We start from the raw sequence: 17288 nt of genomic DNA, 5'->3' as shown, positions 1-17288 counted from the left end.
CGATTAGCGCAGGTTAACCAGCGTGTTGAGGATCTGATCCTGGGTTTTGATGGTCTGGGCGTTAGACTGATAGTTACGCTGGGCGACAATCATGTTCACCAGTTCTTTACTCAGATCGACGTTCGAAGCTTCCAGCGCGCCGTTGGTGAGCTTGCCGAAGTTGCCGGTCCCTGCGGTACCCAGCAGCGCCACGCCGGAGGACCGGGTCGCCGACCAGACGTTGTCGCCTTCAGACTGCAGACCTTCGTTGTTGGCGAAGTTCGCCAATACTATCTGGCCCAACACCTGGGTCTGTTCGTTGGAGTAGTTACCCACTACAGTACCGTCATCATTAATCTGGTAGCTCACCAGATCGCCCGGCTTATAGCCGTTCTGGTTGGTCGCCACGATGTTGTTCGCGCCGGTGTTTTGCTGCATCGAGTTGGCAAAACTCAGGGCAAAGGTCGCCGGTGTGGCGCCATTCACCGCTCCGGTGGTGATATTCACCGTGCCGCCGCTCAGCAGGTTGCCGTTGGTGTCGAAGGTCAGCGTCGTGGACGGCGTGGTCGGCGAAGCGGCGTTGGTGCTGCTGTCCTGGGTATACACGTCCCAGGTGTTGTCCGCGCTCTTCACAAAGTAGACGTTCATGTCATGGGCGTTACCCTGACTGTCGTATACCGTTACGCTGCCTTTTTTGTTATAGCTGTCGGCGTTGGTCGCATCAAACGGCGTGACGCTCGGCGTTTTATCCGTTGAGTTGAGGTTGATCTGCATCGCCGCGGTGGTGGTGGTTTTCGCCGCCATCAGGGTGTTTGGCACGCTCAGCGGTACCGGGTTCGCCCCCTGCTGGATGGTCGGCGGCGTACCGGTTGCCGGGTAGCCCGTCAGCTGCAGGCCCTGCATGTTCACCAGATTGCGGTTTTCGTCCAGTTTGAACTGACCGTTGCGGCTGTAGTAGACAGAGCCATTGGTATCCACCAGGCGGAAGAAACCGTTCTGGCTAATGGCCACATCCAGCGCGCGGCCGGTGTTGGTGGTTGTACCGTCGGTAAAGTCCTGGGTGATCCCCGCGACTTTAACGCCGAGGCCCACTTTGGAACCGGCGAACATATCGGCAAAGGACGCGGTGCCTGACTTAAAGCCATAGGTCGCGGAGTTGGCAATGTTGTTACCAATTACATCGAGGTTAGTGGCCGCAGCATTCAGACCGCTGACCGCTTGAGAAAACGCCATGTCTTAACTCCTGATAAGGTTAGAGGCTTAAATAATCTGACGAACGTCGTCGAGCGTGGTGGTTCCGTAGGCGCCGAGATCCAGCAGGTTGCCGTTGCTGCCTTTGGTCACACCCTGTACCAGCGCGAATTTCAGCGGTTGCGCCACCAGTTGCGTCGTTCCGTTGCTGGCGGCAATCGAGACGTTATACGCGCCGTCCGGCGCCACGGTGCCGTCGGTCAGGGTACCATCCCAGGTGAAGGTATGAACGCCCGCGCTCAGGTTGCCCAGATCCAGCGTCCGCACCACCTTGCCGGTGCTGTCGGTGATGGTGGCCGTCGCTTTATCCGCCGCCTGTTGCAGCTCAACGCCAAACGGCGTCGTACTGCCCTGCCCGTCGGTATTTTTGCCCGCCAGAACGGTGGTGCCGGGGATCATTACCCCATGACCAATCAGCGACGTCGCCTGCAGCGACTGGCCGTTATCGATCTGTCCGGAGATAGAGCCCAGCGTGGTGTTGAGTTTTTCGATACCACTCACGGTGCTGATCTGCGCAAGCTGCGAGGTCAGTTCGTTGTTCTGCATCGGGTTGGTCGGGTCCTGGTTTTTCAGCTGCGCCACCAGCAGCGTCAGAAAGCTGCTTTGCAGGTCGGCGGCGTTGCTGCCGGTGAGCGAATTGCTGCTGGCGCTCTGGACGCCGGTATTCGTCGGATCGTTTACATTAACGGCTATAGACATCGCTTCCTCCGTTACTGACCGAGCGTCAGCGTTTTGAGCATCATGCTCTTGACGGTGTTGAGAACCTCAACGTTCGCCTGATAGCTGCGGGAAGCGGACATGGTGTTAACCATTTCACCGACCACATCCACGTTAGGCATCCGTACATATCCTTTGGCGTCCGCCAGAGGGTTGCCGGGCTGGTAAACCAGCTTATCCGGCGCCTGGCTTTCCACCACATCGGCCACTTTTACGCCGCCGGTTGCCGCGCCGATGGGCGCATCCACCTGAAACACCACCTGTTTCGCGCGGTACGGCTGTCCGTCAGGACCCGTGACGCTATCAGCGTTCGCAAGGTTACTGGCCGCCACGTTCAGTCGTTTGGACTGTGCGGTCAGCGCCGACCCGGCAACATCAAAAATGCTCAGCAAAGCCATTTACTAGTTCCCTTGTTGCAGGACACTCATCATGCCCTTAATTTGTCCCCCCAGAACCGTTAGCCCGGTCTGGTACTGGAGGCTGTTATCCGCAAACTGAGTACGTTCCCGGTCCATATCGACGGTGTTGCCATCCATCGAGGGCTGGTCAGGAACCCGGTACAGCAGGTCAACGGAAGGGGCGGAAATCGCCTGGGCTGGGATGTGACGTTCTGACGTGAGCGCCAGGGAAACGCCGCTGGTTTCCGCACGTCCGCGATCCATGACGTGTTTAAGTTGACTGGCAAAGTCGATATCGCGCGCCTGATACCCGGGGGTATCCGCGTTCGCAATGTTCGCGGCCAAAATCTCCTGACGCTGGGCGCGCAAGTTCAACGCTTCCTGTTGAAAACGTAGCGCGGCGTCGAGTTTATCGAGCATGTCTCCTCCGCTGTTGGCAAAGTGTCAGCCGACAGCTTAATTCGCATTACGCGCGCGCCATCGCCGGAATAAACACAAAATGCGTCGCTATTTATTCCGTTGATGTCTCGCGCCTGCGGGTAGAATTCGGCTATTCCTGGTAGACTGGAGTCGGCAATGCGACACCTCAAACACGCTCTTGCGGCCCTGTTCCTGCTCTCAAGCCCGGTCGCGATGGCGCAGGATTTAAGCCAACAGCTGACCGACCTTTTCGCCCAGCGGCTGAACGGGTTTAGCGACGACGTGGTGGTAAAAATCCGTACCGCGGAAAATTTGTGGCCGCAGTGCGAACAACCGGCCCTGAGCGTGGCGGGTTTTGGCCGTTTGTGGGGAAACGTCAATGTGCTGGCGCAGTGCGGTAAGGACAAACGCTATCTTCAGGTGGTGGTCGAAGCCACCGGGAACTATGTCGTCGCAGCCCAGGCGATTGCCCGCGGGACAACGCTGCAAGCCGAAAGCGTGACCTTAAAACGCGGACGCTTAGACCAACTACCGCCGAAAACCATGCTCGATCCGACTCAGGCCCAGGATGCCGTCAGTCTGCGCGATCTGGCGCCGGGCCAGCCCGTACAGCTGTCGATGCTGCGTCAGTCATGGCGCGTTAAAGCTGGCCAGCGGGTACAGGTGATTGCCAGCGGCGACGGTTTTAGCGTGAACAGCCAGGGCCAGGCGCTGAACAACGCCGCCGTGACGCAAAACGCCCGTGTGCGTATGCCGTCAGGCCAGGTTGTCAGCGGAATGGTCAATGCTGATGGGAATATTCTGATTAACCTATAATCTTTTTAAAGAATTTGCGGCGCCTGCCGATAAATAATCAACATATGATGATGGCAGGCAGCAACGCCATGAAACCTCGATGAGGACTGGATAATGAGCATTGATCGTACATCGCCCTTGAAGCCCGTGAACGCCGTTCAACCGCGCGAACCAAACGAAGCGCAGGCCCAGAAAGCGCGGCTGGACAAATCCGCATCGGCAAAAAGCACCAGCGTCACGCTGAGCGAAGCGCAGTCAGCGCTAATGCAGCCGCGCACCAGCGATATCAATGTAGAGCGCGTAGAAGCGTTAAAAACAGCCATTCGCAACGGTGAGCTGAAAATGGATACCGGTAAAATCGCCGACGCGTTGATTGCGGAAACACAGAGCTATTTGCAGAGTAAATAATAGAAATGAGTCGTCTGTCAGAAATACTGGATCAAATGACAGTCATCCTCAACTCGCTGAAAGAGGTGATGGATGCCGAGCAACATCAGCTTTGTACAGGAAGCGTAAACGGAAGCGCGCTGCAACGTATTACTGAAGAAAAAAGCTCGTTGCTGGCGACACTGGATTATCTTGAAAAACAGCGCCGTATTGAGCAGGAAGCGCAGCGCTGCGCCAATGATGACGTCAGCGAGCGTTGGCAAAACATTACGGAAAAAACGCAGCATCTGCGCGATCTGAATAAACACAACGGCTGGTTGCTCGAAGGCCAAATTGCGCGTAACCAGCAGGTGCTGGACGTGCTGAAGCCGCACCAGGAACCGGGGCTGTACGGCAGCAACGGTCAAACCTCCAGCGTCGCACGCGGCGGGAAAAAGTTCTCCGTTTAACGGTCAGGCGGGGCGTCTTTATCGCCCCCACCCCACCCTCAATTACGCGGTACGCCGCGCAAACTCCTTCACTTTAAAGCCCAGCGCCAGCAAGGTTGCGAAGTACGCGACGATCCCCACGACCACCACCGCCATCAGGCGCATAATACGATACAGCATGGTGCCCTGCGACCATTCCGGCATGATGTGCATCATGCCCAGCAGCGCGGCGGACATCACCAGCACGGCGGCGATCAAGCGTAGCAAAAAGGTTTTCCAGCCTGGCTGCGGGGTAAAGATGTTCTTCTTGCGCAGTTGCCAGTAGAGCAGGCTGGCGTTGAGACAGGCCGCAAGACCGATAGACAGCGCCAGACCAGCGTGCTTCAGCGGGCCGATAAACGCCAGGTTCATCAACTGGGTCACGATGAGGGTGACGATGGCAATCTTCACCGGCGTTTTAATGTCCTGACGGGAATAAAAGCCCGGCGCCAGCACTTTCACCACGATAAGCCCCATCAGCCCGACGGAATAGGCGACCAGCGCGCGCTGGGTCATCGCCGCGTCGAACGCGGTAAATTTACCGTACTGGAACAGCGCGACGGTCAGCGGTTTCGCCAGAATGCCGATCGCCACCGCGCTCGGCAGCGCGAGCAGGAAGCACAGGCGCAGGCCCCAGTCCATCAGGCGGGAGTATTCGTCGTGGTTGCCGCTGGCGAAACTCTTTGACAGCGACGGCAGCAGAATCGTCCCGAGCGCCACGCCCAGCACGCCGGATGGAAACTCCATCAGGCGATCGGCGTAATACATCCACGATACCGACCCGGAGACCAGAAACGACGCAAAGATAGTATTAATGATGAGGGAGATCTGGCTGACGGAGACGCCAAGGATGGCTGGCCCCATCTGCTTTACGACCCGCATCGAGCCCGCATCCTTGAAATTCACGCGCGGTAAAACCAGCATGCCGATTTTTTTCAGGTGCGGCAGTTGGTAAATGAACTGCAACACCCCGCCAACGGTCACCGCCCAGGCCAGCGCCAGCACCGGCGGATGAAAGTAAGGCGCGGCGAACAGCGCAAAACCTATCATGCTGATGTTCAGAAATGTCGGCGCAAACGCCGGTACCGAAAAGCGGTTCCAGGTATTGAGAATCGCCCCCACCAGCGAGGCCAGAGAGATCAGCAAAATATAAGGAAACGTAATACGCAGCAGCTGCGATGTCAGGGCAAACTTATCGGCGGTATTGGCAAACCCCGGCGCGGTAATGGTTATCACCCAAGGGGCGGCGATCATGCCCAGTACCGTCACGACCGCCAGCGCCAGCGTCAGCAGGCCGGAGACGTAGGAAATAAATACGCGGGTCGCATCATCGCCCTGTTTGCTTTTGTATTCGGCAAGGATCGGCACAAACGCCTGCGAGAAGGCGCCTTCGGCAAAAATACGGCGCAGCAGGTTCGGCAGCTTAAAGGCGACAAAAAAGGCATCCGTCGCCATACCCGCGCCAAAGACGCGCGCCACAATGGCGTCACGCGCAAATCCCAGTACACGGGAAAACATCGTCATTGAGCTGACGGCGGCCAGCGATTTTAATAGGTTCATTGCAGTGTAATTCCACAACCCTGGAACAAAACGCCTGCAGAGCAGGCGTAGGAAAGTGGCGATAGTCTACCTGGATTGCAGGTAATTACTACTGTCAGATGTTACAGGCTCTTACTCGCTCATCGCCTCACGCCAGAGCCTCTCCACAATCCGCTGCGCGATGATGGCCTGTTCGCCGCTGGTTTGCGGAACTGTCTGATTTTGCACGCATTCAATGAAATGACGCGCACAACCAGCGAACCCACGCTGTTCGAGGACGCTTTGCCAACCGGGCACCGGGCGGCTGACGACGCCGGCGCCGCGTTCCTCCCGCCAGTCGCGCATATCGGTGATGTCGATAAGCCCGCCGTCGGTCACCGCCTGAACCCATTCACGCTGACTTCCCGCGCGGCGGTGCATGCTGGTCGTCACCTGCAACTGCGGCAGACTGAAATGATGTTCGGCGTACAGCATTTCGCCGTGCTCCGTGGTTTGCAATGTGCCGCCGCTCAGTTTGCCCTGGTCTCCCGCCAGCCACAGCGCGGTATCGACCACGTGCAGATAGTCGTCGAGCAGCGTAAAGTGCAGATCCTGCGGCCCTACGCTGTCGGTACGGTGTTTATCCATCCGCAAAGAGGCGCATGCCCCAAGATTCGTCTTAAGCTCACGGTATAACGGCGCAAAACGGCGGTTAAACCCGACCATCAGGGTCAGCTTTTTCTTTTCCGCCAGTTCGAGCAGACGGACGGCGTCGCTGAGCTTTTCCGCCAGCGGTTTGTCCACGCAAACGTGAACCCCGGCATTCAGCAGTTCCCTCACAACCGCGAAATGGGACGCCGTAGAGCTGTGAACGAACACCGCGTCGCACTGCTCAGCCAGATGCACTAACGAATTGGCCAGCGGCATGCGCCAGGTCTCACACACCCGCTGTGCTTTTTCCGTTCCCGGGGACCATGCCGCCTGCAGCGTCCAGTCGCTGGCGGCGCCAAGCACCGGCAGCCAGGCTTTTTGCGCAATACCGCCAAGCCCGACCACGCCCACTTTCAGCTTCGCGGCCATGGTCAGTCTCCCAGATGCGCAAGTAAGGAGTCCAGACGCTGCTTAAGTTCGGCGACCTCGTCTTCCAGCGCCTCGACGCGGGCGGTCAGCGAATCTGACGGGGAGGCCAACGCGTCAGTCGAGTCCGCAATAGCATCCATATCCTCGCCGCTGAACAGATGCATATAGCGGCTCTCGCGTTTGCCAGGCTCACGCGCCAGGCGGACGACAAACGGGCCGTCTTCACGGCTGGCAAGACGTTCCAGCGTCGTTTCCACCTCGGTCATATCGGCGAATTCATGCATGCGCTGGGCGCGGCTACGAAGCTCGCCCGGCGTCTGTGCGCCGCGCAGCAGCAGCGTCGTCACCAGCGCGACCTCCGCTGACGAGAATTTGAGGTTGCCGAACTCGGAATTGCAAAAACGCTGCTCGTATTTGGTCACCCGGTTGCCAAAACCGCTCACGGTGCGCAGATAGTGGCGTTTGACCAGTTCGTCCAGCACATCCTGAACCTCGCTCTCGCTTAATGACAGCACCGGTTCACGGTTGGTTTTTTGGTTGCAGGCGGTGACGCAGGCATTCACCGATAGCGGGTACTGTTCCGGGGTCGTCACCTGTTTTTCCAGCAGGCATCCGATGATGCGTGCTTCATGCGCAGTGAGCTGATATTTCATGGAGTCTCCTTAGCGACCTGCCGTCCACTCGCGGGTGGTCAGCGCCGTCAATACATGATCCCGCCATTGTCCATCAATAAGCAGGTAATCTTTGGCATAGCCTTCTTTTTCAAACCCCAGCCGGGCGAGCAGATCGCCGCTGCGCTGATTATGAGGCATGTAGTTTGCCATAATTCGATGAATATGCTGTGAACGCTGCATATAGCGAATGGCCGACGTCAGCGCTTCGAACATCATCCCCTGCCCCTGCCATTTTTCACCCAGCGAGTAGCCAAGGTAACAGGCATGAAAAGAGCCTCTGACGACGTTTGAGAAATTCGCCACGCCAATTATCTCTTTCTCATCCAGGTCGAGCAGCGCGAAATAAAACGCCGATCCCTGCTTATGGAACTCATTGATCATCGAAAGCCTGGCCTGCCAGCCTGACGGATAGCAGTGGCTGTCGTCGCGCACCGGCTCCCACGGTTTTAAAAATGCTTTATTTTCGGCGTAGTAATCCGCAAGGCGCCACGCGTCACGGTCATGAACCAGGCGCACCACCAGACGGTCTGTCGTCAAGCGTACTTTCGGCACGTTACTGTGATAGCCAAACATCTTCCCCACTCCTATAGCCTACGATGACCGCGGTTATCTCTACTATACCTGTCCGTTACCGCTCTGTGAAAACAGCAACATACGTTTTTCTGCGTCAGTTCTGTTTTTCGATAAATACACTCTATCAAAGTTATCTTTTGATAAAAAAATATTGTCGCACGGCCGTCAGGAAAAGCGCCATTCAGGCAGTAGAATGAATGTTCACACCTTTTTATTTCCCTGGAGGGGAAATGTCCCGCGTATCGCAGGCCAGGAGCCTGGGTAAATATTTTCTTTTAGTCGATAACATGCTGGTCGTGCTCGGCTTTTTTGTCGTCTTTCCGCTTATCTCAATCCGCTTTGTCGATCAGATGGGCTGGGCGGCATTAATGGTGGGCATTGCGCTCGGGCTGCGACAGCTCGTTCAACAAGGTTTGGGCATTTTTGGCGGCGCGATAGCTGACCGCTTCGGCGCCAAACCGATGATTGTGACCGGCATGCTCATGCGCGCGGGAGGGTTTGCCACGATGGCCGTCGCCCATGACCCCTGGGTACTCTGGCTCTCCTGTTTTCTCTCGGGGCTTGGCGGAACGCTGTTTGATCCGCCGCGGGCGGCGCTGGTCGTAAAACTTGTGCGCCCCCACCAGCGCGGGCGCTTCTTCTCCATCCTGATGATGCAGGACAGCGCAGGCGCCGTGATTGGCGCCCTGCTCGGCAGTTGGTTGCTGCAATACGATTTTCGTCTGGTCTGTAGCGCCGGGGCGATACTGTTCATTCTTTGCGCCGCGTTTAACGCCTGGTACCTGCCCGCCTGGAAACTCTCTACGGTGAGAATTCCCGTGCGTGAAGGTCTGTCGCGGGTGCTGCGCGATAAACGCTTTGTCACCTACGTGCTGACGCTGACTGGCTACTATATGCTGGCGGTACAGGTGATGCTGATGCTGCCGATCATGGTCAACGATATCGCGGGCTCTCCGGCGGCGGTGAAATGGATGTACGCCATCGAGGCCGCGCTGTCGCTCACCCTGCTTTACCCTATCGCCCGCTGGAGCGAAAAACGCTTTCGTCTTGAGCACCGCCTGATGGCCGGTTTGCTGGTGATGACCGTGTCGATGCTGCCGATTGGCCTCACCAGCAATCTGTCGCAGCTGTTTACGCTCATCTGCACCTTCTACATCGGCTCCATCATCGCCGAACCAGCCCGCGAAACTCTCAGCGCCCAGTTGGCCGATGCCCGCGCGCGCGGCAGCTATATGGGCTTTAGCCGTCTTGGTCTGGCCTTCGGCGGCGCGCTCGGATACGCAGGCGGCGGCTGGCTGTTTGACGCCGGAAAAGCGATGGGCCAGCCGGAACTGCCATGGGCGATGCTGGCGATTATCGGTGTTCTCACCTTTTTTGCACTGTGGTGGCAGTTTAGCCAAAAGCGCGCCGCCTCCCGCATGCTGGAGCCTCGCCTCTGAGGTTGCGGTAAATATCGCCAGACTCGACGGCATCAACCGCCGGGTTTGGCAAATTCAGTTTATTCTGCTGGCACGCAATGTGCTGACAGGGCATGTTGCTTTATGTCAGGATGAGGTCCTGGCATCATGTTAAGGAACCCCATGAACAAGATTTTATTTGCTGCCGCGCTGATGGTGAGCAGCCTGCTGGTTGGTTGCAACCAGCTTACCCAGTACTCCATCAGCGAGCAGGAGATCAACCAGGCGCTGCAAAAGCACAATAACTTCGCGAAAGATATTGGCCTGCCGGGCGTTGCCGATGCCCACATTGTGTTGACCAACCTCTCCAGCGCGATTGGTCGCGAGGAGCCGAATAAGGTCACGCTGACAGGCCAGGCGAATCTGGACATGAACTCGCTGTTCGGCAGCCAGAAAGCCACTATCGACCTGAAGCTGAAAGCGCTGCCGGTGTTCAATAAAGAAAAAGGCGCCATATTCCTGCAGGAGATGGAGGTGGTTGACGCGAAAGTACAGCCTGAGAAAATGCAGTCGGTGGTGCAAACTCTGCTGCCTTACCTGAACCAGTCGCTGCGTAACTATTTCAACCAGCAGCCAGCCTACATTCTGCGCGAAGACGCCAGCAAAGGCGAAGCGCTGGCGAAGAAATTCGCCAAAGGTATCGAAGTGAAACCCGGGGAAATCGTTATTCCTCTGACCAATTGAGATGACGGGCGCGAAAGCGCCCGTTTTTTTACGGAAAAGGATGCAAAGGAAAACGTTTCCGCTTATCCTTAGTGCCCGGCAAAAAACAGCCTTTCTCAACCAGCCGGAGCCTTCCAATGACAGCACAATCCCAGGTACTGAAAATCCGCCGCCCCGACGACTGGCATATCCATCTGCGTGATGGCGATATGCTGAAAACCGTCGTGCCCTATACCAGTGAGCTGTATGGTCGGGCGATTGTGATGCCGAATCTGGTGCCGCCGGTCACAACGGTTGATGCCGCGATTGCCTACCGTCAGCGTATTCTTGACGCCGTGCCGCAGGGCCACGACTTCACGCCGCTGATGACCTGTTACCTGACCGATACGCTGAACCCTGACGAGCTGGAGCGCGGTTTCCGCGAGGGCGTCTTTACCGCCGCTAAGCTCTATCCGGCCAACGCCACCACCAACTCCAGCCACGGCGTGACCAGCATTGACGCCATTATGCCAGTGCTTGAGCGCATGGAAAAACTGGGAATGCCGCTGCTGGTGCACGGCGAAGTTACCCACCCGGAGATCGACATTTTCGACCGGGAAGCGCGTTTTATCGACAGCGTCATGGAGCCAATGCGTAAGCGTCTCCCGGAGCTAAAAGTCGTGTTTGAGCACATCACCACCAAAGATGCGGCTGAGTATGTCCGCGACGGTAATGAACGTCTTGCGGCCACCATAACCCCTCAACACCTGATGTTCAACCGCAACCATATGCTGGTCGGCGGCATACGCCCCCACCTTTACTGCCTGCCGATTCTGAAACGCAATGTGCACCAGCAGGCGCTGCGTGAACTCGTGGCCAGTGGTTTTGAGCGCGCGTTCCTCGGTACAGATTCCGCGCCGCACGCCCGCCACCGTAAAGAAGCCAGCTGCGGCTGCGCCGGCTGCTTTAACGCCCCGACCGCGCTCGGCAGCTATGCCACCGTGTTTGAGGAAATGAACGCCCTTGAGCACTTCGAAGCGTTTTGCTCGCTTAACGGCCCGCGCTTTTACAACCTGCCGGTCAACGACGGCTGGGTTGAACTGGAACGAAAAGAGAGTCAGGTGGTGGAGAGTATCGCGCTGACCGACGACACGCTGATTCCGTTCCTGGCCGGTGAAACCGTACGCTGGAGCGTAAAACGCTAAAAAAACCGTTGCCCCCTGTTGTCAGTCGACAAATTTAACTGTATAAATATCCAGTATATTTAACAGGGGGCAAACTATGCGTATTGAAGTCACTATTGCCAGGACCACAGCGTTACCTGCTGGCGCGATTGACGCGCTGGCGAACGAACTTTCCCGCCGCATTCACAACCACTTCCCGGAACAGGATGGCCAGGTCTCGGTACGCTACGCGTCCGCCAACAATCTGTCGGTTATCGGCGGCGCAAAAGAGGATAAAGACCGTATCAGCGAAATCCTCCAGGAAACCTGGGAAAGCGCTGATGACTGGTTTATCACGGATTAAATGTTGCTCCCTCATTGTGTTACTTTTTGCCGGGTCGCCCCGGCTTTTTTCATTTCACCTGTACTATTTTTAACCACTTCTTTATCCGTTAACCACATCGTTTAGAAATGACAAACGATTTGCTGGTTTATTGTCCAAAAGGACAATATTCTTTGAAAAAGATGTTGCAAGGCATTTAAAAATTCGAATATGTTCTTAAGTGTTGATATAATTAACGTGCTTCACTAAAACATGCATTAAACCTCGAGAACCGTTGTCTTTTAACACGTATATAAGGGGTTATGATGGAAAAGAATAATGAAGTCATCCAGACCCACCCCCTCGTAGGATGGGACATCAGCACTGTTGATAGTTATGATGCGCTGATGCTGCGTTTGCACTACCAGAACCCCACTCAGACAAGCAACAACGAAGCCGAGATAGGTCAGACGTTATGGTTAACGACTGACGTCGCCCGCCAGTTTATTTCTATTTTAGAAGCGGGCATCGCCAAAATTGAATCTGGCGACTACCAGGAAGAAGAGTATCGCAGGCATTAAGAATAATGCTTAATATTCAACCTACAGGCACCCACCGGGTGCCTTTATTATTTGTTCCTTGTCACGCCCTGACGGATTAATTACTCTGCATAGCAAAGAAGAAGCCCAGAGAGATCCCATGAAATATGACCTGATTATCCTTGGCAGCGGTTCAGTCGGTGCTGCTGCCGGTTACTATGCCGCGCGCGCCGGACTGTCGGTACTGATGACGGACGCACATATGCCGCCGCATAGCGACGGCAGCCATCACGGTGATACCCGCCTGATGCGCCACGCCTATGGTGAAGGCGAAAAGTATGTGCCGCTGGTGCTTCGCGCCCAGACGTTGTGGGATGAGCTGGCGGCCCTGAGCGGCGAAGAGATATTCGAACGCAGCGGCGTCATCAATTTCGGTCCCGCCGCTTCCCCCTTCCTCGCCAACGTGGCCCACAGCGCAGCGCAGTTTGGTCTGGAGATTGAAGCGCTGGATGCGCAAGCCATCATGTCACGCTGGCCGGAGATCTGCGTTCCAGAGGACTATCAGGGACTGTTTGAACCCGCTTCCGGGGTCTTAAAAAGCGAACTGGCGATTAAAACCTGGATACGCCTGGCAAAAGATGCAGGCTGCGCCCAGCTCTTCAACTGCCCGGTTTCCGCCATTCATCACGACGCAGACGGTGTCACCCTCGAAACAGCGGATGGCGACTATCGCGGCGCGAAACTGTTGGTCAGCGCGGGCACCTGGGTGACAAAACTGCTGCCAGACCTGCCGGTTCAGCCCGTGCGCAAAGTCTTTGCGTGGTTTCAGGCCGACGGTCGCTACAGCCGCAAGAACCATTTCCCGGCATTCACTGGCGAAATGCCCAACGGCGACCATTATTATGGTTTCCCGGCCGATGATAACGAGCTCAAAATAGGCAAACATAACGGCGGGCAGCTCATCCACTCCCCTGAGGAGCGCAAACCGTTCGGTGCGGTAGCAACGGATGGTTCTGAAGCGTTTAGCTTCCTGCGCAACGTGCTGCCGGGAATTGGCGGCTGCCTGCACGGCGCGTCCTGCACGTATGATAATTCGCCCGATGAGGATTTTATTATCGATACCCTGCCGACGCATCCGCAGACGCTGGTGATTACCGGGCTCAGCGGCCACGGTTTTAAGTTCGCGCCAGTGCTGGGCGAAATCGCTGTCGATTTCGCCCTCGGTAAAGCATCTGCCTTTGACCTGTCCCCGTTTAGCCTGACGCGGTTTCAGGAGTAAAGACGATAAAAAACCCGGCGCCCTGACAGGGACCGGGTTTCAGATTAACGAGAACGCAATGCGACGTATCTTTTTTTATTTGATCAACAACATCCGGGAACACTTCATGCTGTATCTGGCACTGTGGCTCCTGCTGGCGGTGATCGACCTCATCTACATCTTCTTCCTCTGAACGTCTCCGACGCTTATTCCGAGTCGGGGATCCCAAGCTGGGTATTCAGGCGGCCGCGAGATTTATTAAAAATCTTGTTGCCATTTTCACGCCCGGCGCGACGACGACGCTGCTCCTCTTCCGGCAACGCGCTCTCTTCCTGGCACAGTTCGCTACAGCAGCCCTGGTACTTTTCGGCACAAGCCGGGCACTGGATGAACAGCAGATGGCAACCGTCATTTTTGCAGTTGGTATGGGTATCGCACGGCGTACCACACTGGTGGCAGTGGGCAATCACATCATCAGAGATCCGCTCGCCCATGCGCTCATCAAACACAAAGTTTTTACCAATAAAGCGCACAGGCAGCCCCTGCTCACGGGCCCGGCGGGCATATTCGATAATACCGCCCTCAATATGCCAGACCTTATTAAAGCCTTTATGCTTCATCCAGGCGCTGGCTTTTTCACAACGAATACCGCCGGTGCAGTACATGACAATTTTCTTGTCTTTGTGCGCTTCCATCATCTCGACGGCTTTCGGCAACTGATCGCGAAATGTATCTGCGGGGATCTCCAGCGCATTTTCAAAATGCCCCACTTCGTACTCGTAGTGGTTACGCATATCGATAAATACCGCATCCGGGTCGTCCAGCATCGCGTTTACGTCCGCCGCTTTGAGATATTCGCCAACGTTGCTGGCATCAAAGGTCGGATCGTCGATACCGTCCGCGACAATCCGGTCACGGACCTTCATGCGCAGTACCCAGAAGGATTTCCCGTCATCATCCAGCGCAATATTAAGGCGCAGATTGTTCAGCGCAGGATCAAAGCCGTAGAGAAACTCGCGAAATGCCCCAACAAGGCTTTGCGGCACGCTGATTTGCGCGTTAATACCCTCATGGGCGAGGTATACGCGGCCAAACACCGAGAGCGGGGAAAACCCCTGGTACAGCGCGTCGCGGGTGGCCTTCGGGTCAACGATGGTGAAATACTTATAGAATGAGATAGTCGTGCGCGGCTCGCTTTCAGCCATCAGTTGCGCTTTCAATTGCTCATTCGAGATTCGGTTATGCAACACTGGCATGGTGTCTGATTCCTGCAATCTTCACTGAGTGGGGTAAACGGGCGGCATGATATAGCAAGTGTTGCATATTTACATCCACACTTTTTGCGCTACATTTCACTCATCCAAAACAGGTAAAATCAACATTTGCTGCGAATTCAGTCACTTTTCGTGGGTGCATTTGGGCTGACGAAAAAAAAGTGCGACAATAAAAACAATTACTTGAATTAACAGGAATGAGATGACCCATTTACCAAAATTTTCTGCCGCCCTGTTGCATCCGCGTCACTGGCTGACGTGGTTGGGGATTGGCGCATTATGGCTTATTGTTCAACTCCCCTATTCGGTTATCTATCGGCTCGGTACCGGGCTTGGGCGTCTGTCACTGCGTCTGATGAGGCGACGCGCAACCATCGCTTACCGCAACCTTGAACTGTGTTTTCCGCAGATGAGCGAAACACAGCGTCATGAAATGGTGGTGAAAAACTTTGAATCCGTCGGCATGGGCCTGATGGAAACCGGTATGGCGTGGTTCTGGTCAAATCGTCGGGTCGCTCAATGGTCGCGAACGCAGGGGATTGAGCCAGTAAAAGCGCTACTGGAACAAAAGCAGGGGATCCTGCTTATCGGCGTTCATTTTCTCACGCTGGAGCTGGGCGCGCGGATTTTTGGCATGTCGACCCCCGGTATCGGCGTCTACCGCCCCAACGATAACCCACTGCTGGACTGGCTTCAGACCTGGGGACGTTTACGCTCCAACAAAACCATGCTCGACCGAAAAGACCTGAAAGGGATGATTCGGGCGCTGAAAAGCGGCGACATTATCTGGTATGCCCCGGACCACGACTACGGCCCGCGCAATAGCGTATTTGTCCCCTTCTTTGCCGTGGAACAGGCCGCGACAACCTCCGGCACCTGGATGCTGGAAAAAATGTCGAAAGCGCATGTTGTGCCTTTCGTGCCGCGCCGCAAACCTGATGGTCAGGGGTACGACCTGATCGTACTGCCGCCGGAAGATAATCCCCCGCTTGAGAGCGCGGAAGCCACCGCCGCGTGGATGAATAAGATCGTTGAAAAATGCATTCTGATGGCGCCGGAACAATACATGTGGCTACATCGTCGCTTCAAAACGACCCCCGAAGGCGTCCCTTCCCGCTACTGAATCTACGGCCCCTTCCCTGAGGGGCATTTTTTTGAAACTCAGGTTCACTATTTGACATTTCGGGCTATGCGTCATTGCAGTAACCATTTCGCTGGCGCATAATTAGCAGGCTTAATACCTGTTTTTTTATGCAGAATCACAGCCCGGAACCTTATGCTCTCCTCTGATGCGCCCATAAACTGGAAACGTAATCTCACGATTACCTGGATCGGCTGCTTTTTAACTGGCGCCGCATTCAGCCTGGTCATGCCCTTTCTGCCCCTGTACGTCGAAAGCCTGGGGGTAACGGGGCACAGCGCGCTCAATATGTGGTCAGGGCTGGTGTTCAGCATTACGTTTTTGTTTTCCGCCATCGCATCGCCCTTCTGGGGCGGGCTGGCGGATCGCAAAGGCCGCAAAATTATGCTGCTGCGCTCTGCGTTAGGTATGGCCATTGTCATGGTGCTGATGGGGCTGGCGCAGAACATCTGGCAGTTCCTTATTTTGCGGGCGCTGTTGGGGCTGCTTGGCGGCTTTATTCCTAACGCCAACGCGCTTATCGCGACCCAAATCCCGCGTCACAAGAGCGGTTGGGCATTGGGTACGCTATCGACCGGCGCGGTCAGCGGCGCCCTGCTCGGCCCGCTCGTCGGCGGCTTCCTGGCCGATAACTATGGCCTGCGTCCGGTGTTCTTTATGACCGCCAGCGTACTCTTCCTCTGCTTTCTGTTGACGCTGTTATTTATCCGCGAGCAATTCCAACCGGTGGCGAAAAAAGAGATGCTGCGCGCCAGAGAGGTAATTGCCTCGCTTAAAAGCCCCAAACTGGTACTGAGTCTGTTTGTCACCACGCTGATTATTCAAGTCGCGACCGGCTCTATCGCGCCGATACTCACGCTGTACGTGCGCGATCTGGCGGGGAATGTCACAGATATCGCCTTTATCAGCGGCATGATCGCCTCCGTCCCCGGCGTCGCCGCGCTGATAAGCGCCCCGCGCCTGGGGAAACTCGGCGACCGCATCGGGCCGGAAAAGATCCTGATTACGGCGCTTATCGTATCGGTGCTGCTGCTCATCCCGATGTCCTTCGTTCAGACGCCCTGGCAGCTTGGCCTGCTGCGTTTTCTGCTGGGTGCCGCCGATGGCGCCCTGCTCCCCGCCGTGCAGACGCTACTGGTGTATAACGCCACGAATCAGATAGCGGGCCGCGTGTTCAGTTACAACCAGTCGTTTCGCGATATCGGCAACGTAACCGGCCCGCTTATCGGCGCT

Annotated in this window: 21 protein-coding genes; 12 read left to right on the top strand and 9 right to left on the bottom strand. The window is 56.1% G+C overall.

The annotated features are described in order from the left end of the window. Nucleotides 1–3 precede the first annotated feature (3 nt). From flgE to flgB, 4 genes are read right to left on the bottom strand one after another with little or no spacing between them, the layout of a single operon-like run. A complete protein-coding gene (gene flgE, locus JO226_RS14370; protein ID WP_293600617.1) occupies nucleotides 4–1212 on the bottom strand; it encodes a flagellar hook protein FlgE in 1209 nt (402 codons plus the stop codon). A gap of 27 nt (nucleotides 1213–1239) precedes the next feature. Beyond that, nucleotides 1240–1929: a flagellar hook assembly protein FlgD gene (flgD, locus tag JO226_RS14365; protein WP_293600615.1), complete on the bottom strand. Its 690-nt coding sequence runs from the start codon at nucleotides 1927–1929 to the stop codon at nucleotides 1240–1242. Between the two features lie 11 nt (nucleotides 1930–1940). Next, complete coding sequence (flgC, locus tag JO226_RS14360; protein ID WP_293600613.1) at nucleotides 1941–2345, bottom strand: flagellar basal body rod protein FlgC; 405 nt, start codon at nucleotides 2343–2345, stop codon at nucleotides 1941–1943. A gap of 3 nt (nucleotides 2346–2348) precedes the next feature. Next, nucleotides 2349–2765: a flagellar basal body rod protein FlgB gene (gene flgB, locus JO226_RS14355; RefSeq protein WP_293600611.1), complete on the bottom strand. Its 417-nt coding sequence runs from the start codon at nucleotides 2763–2765 to the stop codon at nucleotides 2349–2351. A gap of 156 nt (nucleotides 2766–2921) precedes the next feature. On the opposite strand from flgB, the gene flgA reads away from it, so the two are divergent. The 3 genes from flgA to flgN all read left to right on the top strand — a co-directional run bounded on the left by flgA (nucleotide 2922) and on the right by flgN (nucleotide 4396). Then, the gene (gene flgA / locus JO226_RS14350) at nucleotides 2922–3581 is read left to right on the top strand and encodes a flagellar basal body P-ring formation chaperone FlgA (RefSeq protein WP_293600609.1); all 660 of its coding nucleotides are present in this window, start codon (nucleotides 2922–2924) and stop codon (nucleotides 3579–3581) included. Between the two features lie 93 nt (nucleotides 3582–3674). Beyond that, a complete protein-coding gene (gene flgM, locus JO226_RS14345; protein WP_293600607.1) occupies nucleotides 3675–3968 on the top strand; it encodes a flagellar biosynthesis anti-sigma factor FlgM in 294 nt (97 codons plus the stop codon). 5 nt (nucleotides 3969–3973) lie between these two features. Beyond that, complete coding sequence (gene flgN / locus JO226_RS14340; RefSeq protein WP_293600606.1) at nucleotides 3974–4396, top strand: flagella biosynthesis chaperone FlgN; 423 nt, start codon at nucleotides 3974–3976, stop codon at nucleotides 4394–4396. A 42-nt stretch (nucleotides 4397–4438) separates the two neighbouring features. Here the strand turns inward: flgN and murJ are convergent, their stop codons facing one another. The 4 genes from murJ to rimJ form a co-directional block, all read right to left on the bottom strand. Further along, nucleotides 4439–5974, bottom strand: coding sequence for a murein biosynthesis integral membrane protein MurJ (gene murJ / locus JO226_RS14335; protein ID WP_293600604.1), 1536 nt, complete (start codon nucleotides 5972–5974; stop codon nucleotides 4439–4441). A 111-nt stretch (nucleotides 5975–6085) separates the two neighbouring features. Continuing rightward, on the bottom strand, nucleotides 6086–7012 hold the full coding sequence (locus tag JO226_RS14330; protein ID WP_293600602.1) for a Gfo/Idh/MocA family oxidoreductase: 927 nt from the start codon (nucleotides 7010–7012) through the stop codon (nucleotides 6086–6088). Between the two features lie 2 nt (nucleotides 7013–7014). Further along, nucleotides 7015–7665 carry a YceH family protein gene (locus JO226_RS14325; protein WP_293600600.1) on the bottom strand — a complete coding sequence of 217 codons (651 nt, stop codon included), beginning with the start codon at nucleotides 7663–7665 and terminating at the stop codon, nucleotides 7015–7017. A 9-nt stretch (nucleotides 7666–7674) separates the two neighbouring features. After that, complete coding sequence (gene rimJ / locus JO226_RS14320; RefSeq protein ID WP_293600598.1) at nucleotides 7675–8259, bottom strand: ribosomal protein S5-alanine N-acetyltransferase; 585 nt, start codon at nucleotides 8257–8259, stop codon at nucleotides 7675–7677. A gap of 230 nt (nucleotides 8260–8489) precedes the next feature. Here rimJ and mdtH point away from each other — a divergent pair, with 230 nt between their 5' ends. The 7 genes from mdtH to JO226_RS14285 all read left to right on the top strand — a co-directional run bounded on the left by mdtH (nucleotide 8490) and on the right by JO226_RS14285 (nucleotide 13833). Then, nucleotides 8490–9698, top strand: coding sequence for a multidrug efflux MFS transporter MdtH (gene mdtH, locus JO226_RS14315; protein WP_293600596.1), 1209 nt, complete (start codon nucleotides 8490–8492; stop codon nucleotides 9696–9698). 141 nt (nucleotides 9699–9839) lie between these two features. Continuing rightward, the gene (locus JO226_RS14310) at nucleotides 9840–10400 is read left to right on the top strand and encodes a lipoprotein (RefSeq protein WP_293600594.1); all 561 of its coding nucleotides are present in this window, start codon (nucleotides 9840–9842) and stop codon (nucleotides 10398–10400) included. Between the two features lie 116 nt (nucleotides 10401–10516). Further along, nucleotides 10517–11563, top strand: coding sequence for a dihydroorotase (pyrC, locus tag JO226_RS14305; protein WP_293600592.1), 1047 nt, complete (start codon nucleotides 10517–10519; stop codon nucleotides 11561–11563). Between the two features lie 76 nt (nucleotides 11564–11639). After that, nucleotides 11640–11885, top strand: coding sequence for a DNA damage-inducible protein I (dinI, locus tag JO226_RS14300; protein WP_293600590.1), 246 nt, complete (start codon nucleotides 11640–11642; stop codon nucleotides 11883–11885). 284 nt (nucleotides 11886–12169) lie between these two features. Continuing rightward, on the top strand, nucleotides 12170–12424 hold the full coding sequence (gene bssS / locus JO226_RS14295; protein WP_013366712.1) for a biofilm formation regulator BssS: 255 nt from the start codon (nucleotides 12170–12172) through the stop codon (nucleotides 12422–12424). Between the two features lie 118 nt (nucleotides 12425–12542). Then, nucleotides 12543–13661, top strand: a complete 1119-nt coding sequence (gene solA, locus JO226_RS14290) for an N-methyl-L-tryptophan oxidase (protein WP_293600587.1) — start codon at nucleotides 12543–12545, stop codon at nucleotides 13659–13661. A gap of 58 nt (nucleotides 13662–13719) precedes the next feature. Continuing rightward, on the top strand, nucleotides 13720–13833 hold the full coding sequence (locus JO226_RS14285; RefSeq protein ID WP_293600585.1) for a DUF2770 family protein: 114 nt from the start codon (nucleotides 13720–13722) through the stop codon (nucleotides 13831–13833). Nucleotides 13834–13846: 13 nt separating this feature from the next. On the opposite strand, the gene JO226_RS14280 is transcribed toward JO226_RS14285, so the two are convergent. Further along, entirely contained in the window at nucleotides 13847–14896 is a 1050-nt protein-coding gene (locus JO226_RS14280; RefSeq protein ID WP_293600583.1) for a rhodanese-related sulfurtransferase, read from the bottom strand. Nucleotides 14897–15116: 220 nt separating this feature from the next. On the opposite strand from JO226_RS14280, the gene JO226_RS14275 reads away from it, so the two are divergent. Further along, entirely contained in the window at nucleotides 15117–16037 is a 921-nt protein-coding gene (locus JO226_RS14275; protein WP_293600581.1) for a Kdo(2)-lipid IV(A) acyltransferase, read from the top strand. A 153-nt stretch (nucleotides 16038–16190) separates the two neighbouring features. Beyond that, on the top strand, nucleotides 16191–17288 hold a 1098-nt coding region (mdtG, locus tag JO226_RS14270), incomplete at its 3' end, for a multidrug efflux MFS transporter MdtG (RefSeq protein ID WP_293600579.1).

Source organism: Pluralibacter sp., assembly GCF_019237635.1.
Lineage (GTDB): Bacteria > Pseudomonadota > Gammaproteobacteria > Enterobacterales > Enterobacteriaceae > Enterobacter_B.
The sequence above is the reverse complement of the archived record's forward strand: the minus strand, read 5'-3'. Positions and strand labels throughout refer to the sequence as shown.

Coding starts and splice junctions, on each gene's coding strand:
- flgE (WP_293600617.1), bottom strand. CDS start 1,212: ATGGCGTTTTCTCAAGCGGTCAGCGGTCTGAATGCTGCGGCCACTAAC.
- flgD (WP_293600615.1), bottom strand. CDS start 1,929: ATGTCTATAGCCGTTAATGTAAACGATCCGACGAATACCGGCGTCCAG.
- flgC (WP_293600613.1), bottom strand. CDS start 2,345: ATGGCTTTGCTGAGCATTTTTGATGTTGCCGGGTCGGCGCTGACCGCA.
- flgB (WP_293600611.1), bottom strand. CDS start 2,765: ATGCTCGATAAACTCGACGCCGCGCTACGTTTTCAACAGGAAGCGTTG.
- flgA (WP_293600609.1), top strand. CDS start 2,922: ATGCGACACCTCAAACACGCTCTTGCGGCCCTGTTCCTGCTCTCAAGC.
- flgM (WP_293600607.1), top strand. CDS start 3,675: ATGAGCATTGATCGTACATCGCCCTTGAAGCCCGTGAACGCCGTTCAA.
- flgN (WP_293600606.1), top strand. CDS start 3,974: ATGAGTCGTCTGTCAGAAATACTGGATCAAATGACAGTCATCCTCAAC.
- murJ (WP_293600604.1), bottom strand. CDS start 5,974: ATGAACCTATTAAAATCGCTGGCCGCCGTCAGCTCAATGACGATGTTT.
- JO226_RS14330 (WP_293600602.1), bottom strand. CDS start 7,012: ATGGCCGCGAAGCTGAAAGTGGGCGTGGTCGGGCTTGGCGGTATTGCG.
- JO226_RS14325 (WP_293600600.1), bottom strand. CDS start 7,665: ATGAAATATCAGCTCACTGCGCATGAAGCACGCATCATCGGATGCCTG.
- rimJ (WP_293600598.1), bottom strand. CDS start 8,259: ATGTTTGGCTATCACAGTAACGTGCCGAAAGTACGCTTGACGACAGAC.
- mdtH (WP_293600596.1), top strand. CDS start 8,490: ATGTCCCGCGTATCGCAGGCCAGGAGCCTGGGTAAATATTTTCTTTTA.
- JO226_RS14310 (WP_293600594.1), top strand. CDS start 9,840: ATGAACAAGATTTTATTTGCTGCCGCGCTGATGGTGAGCAGCCTGCTG.
- pyrC (WP_293600592.1), top strand. CDS start 10,517: ATGACAGCACAATCCCAGGTACTGAAAATCCGCCGCCCCGACGACTGG.
- dinI (WP_293600590.1), top strand. CDS start 11,640: ATGCGTATTGAAGTCACTATTGCCAGGACCACAGCGTTACCTGCTGGC.
- bssS (WP_013366712.1), top strand. CDS start 12,170: ATGGAAAAGAATAATGAAGTCATCCAGACCCACCCCCTCGTAGGATGG.
- solA (WP_293600587.1), top strand. CDS start 12,543: ATGAAATATGACCTGATTATCCTTGGCAGCGGTTCAGTCGGTGCTGCT.
- JO226_RS14285 (WP_293600585.1), top strand. CDS start 13,720: ATGCGACGTATCTTTTTTTATTTGATCAACAACATCCGGGAACACTTC.
- JO226_RS14280 (WP_293600583.1), bottom strand. CDS start 14,896: ATGCCAGTGTTGCATAACCGAATCTCGAATGAGCAATTGAAAGCGCAA.
- JO226_RS14275 (WP_293600581.1), top strand. CDS start 15,117: ATGACCCATTTACCAAAATTTTCTGCCGCCCTGTTGCATCCGCGTCAC.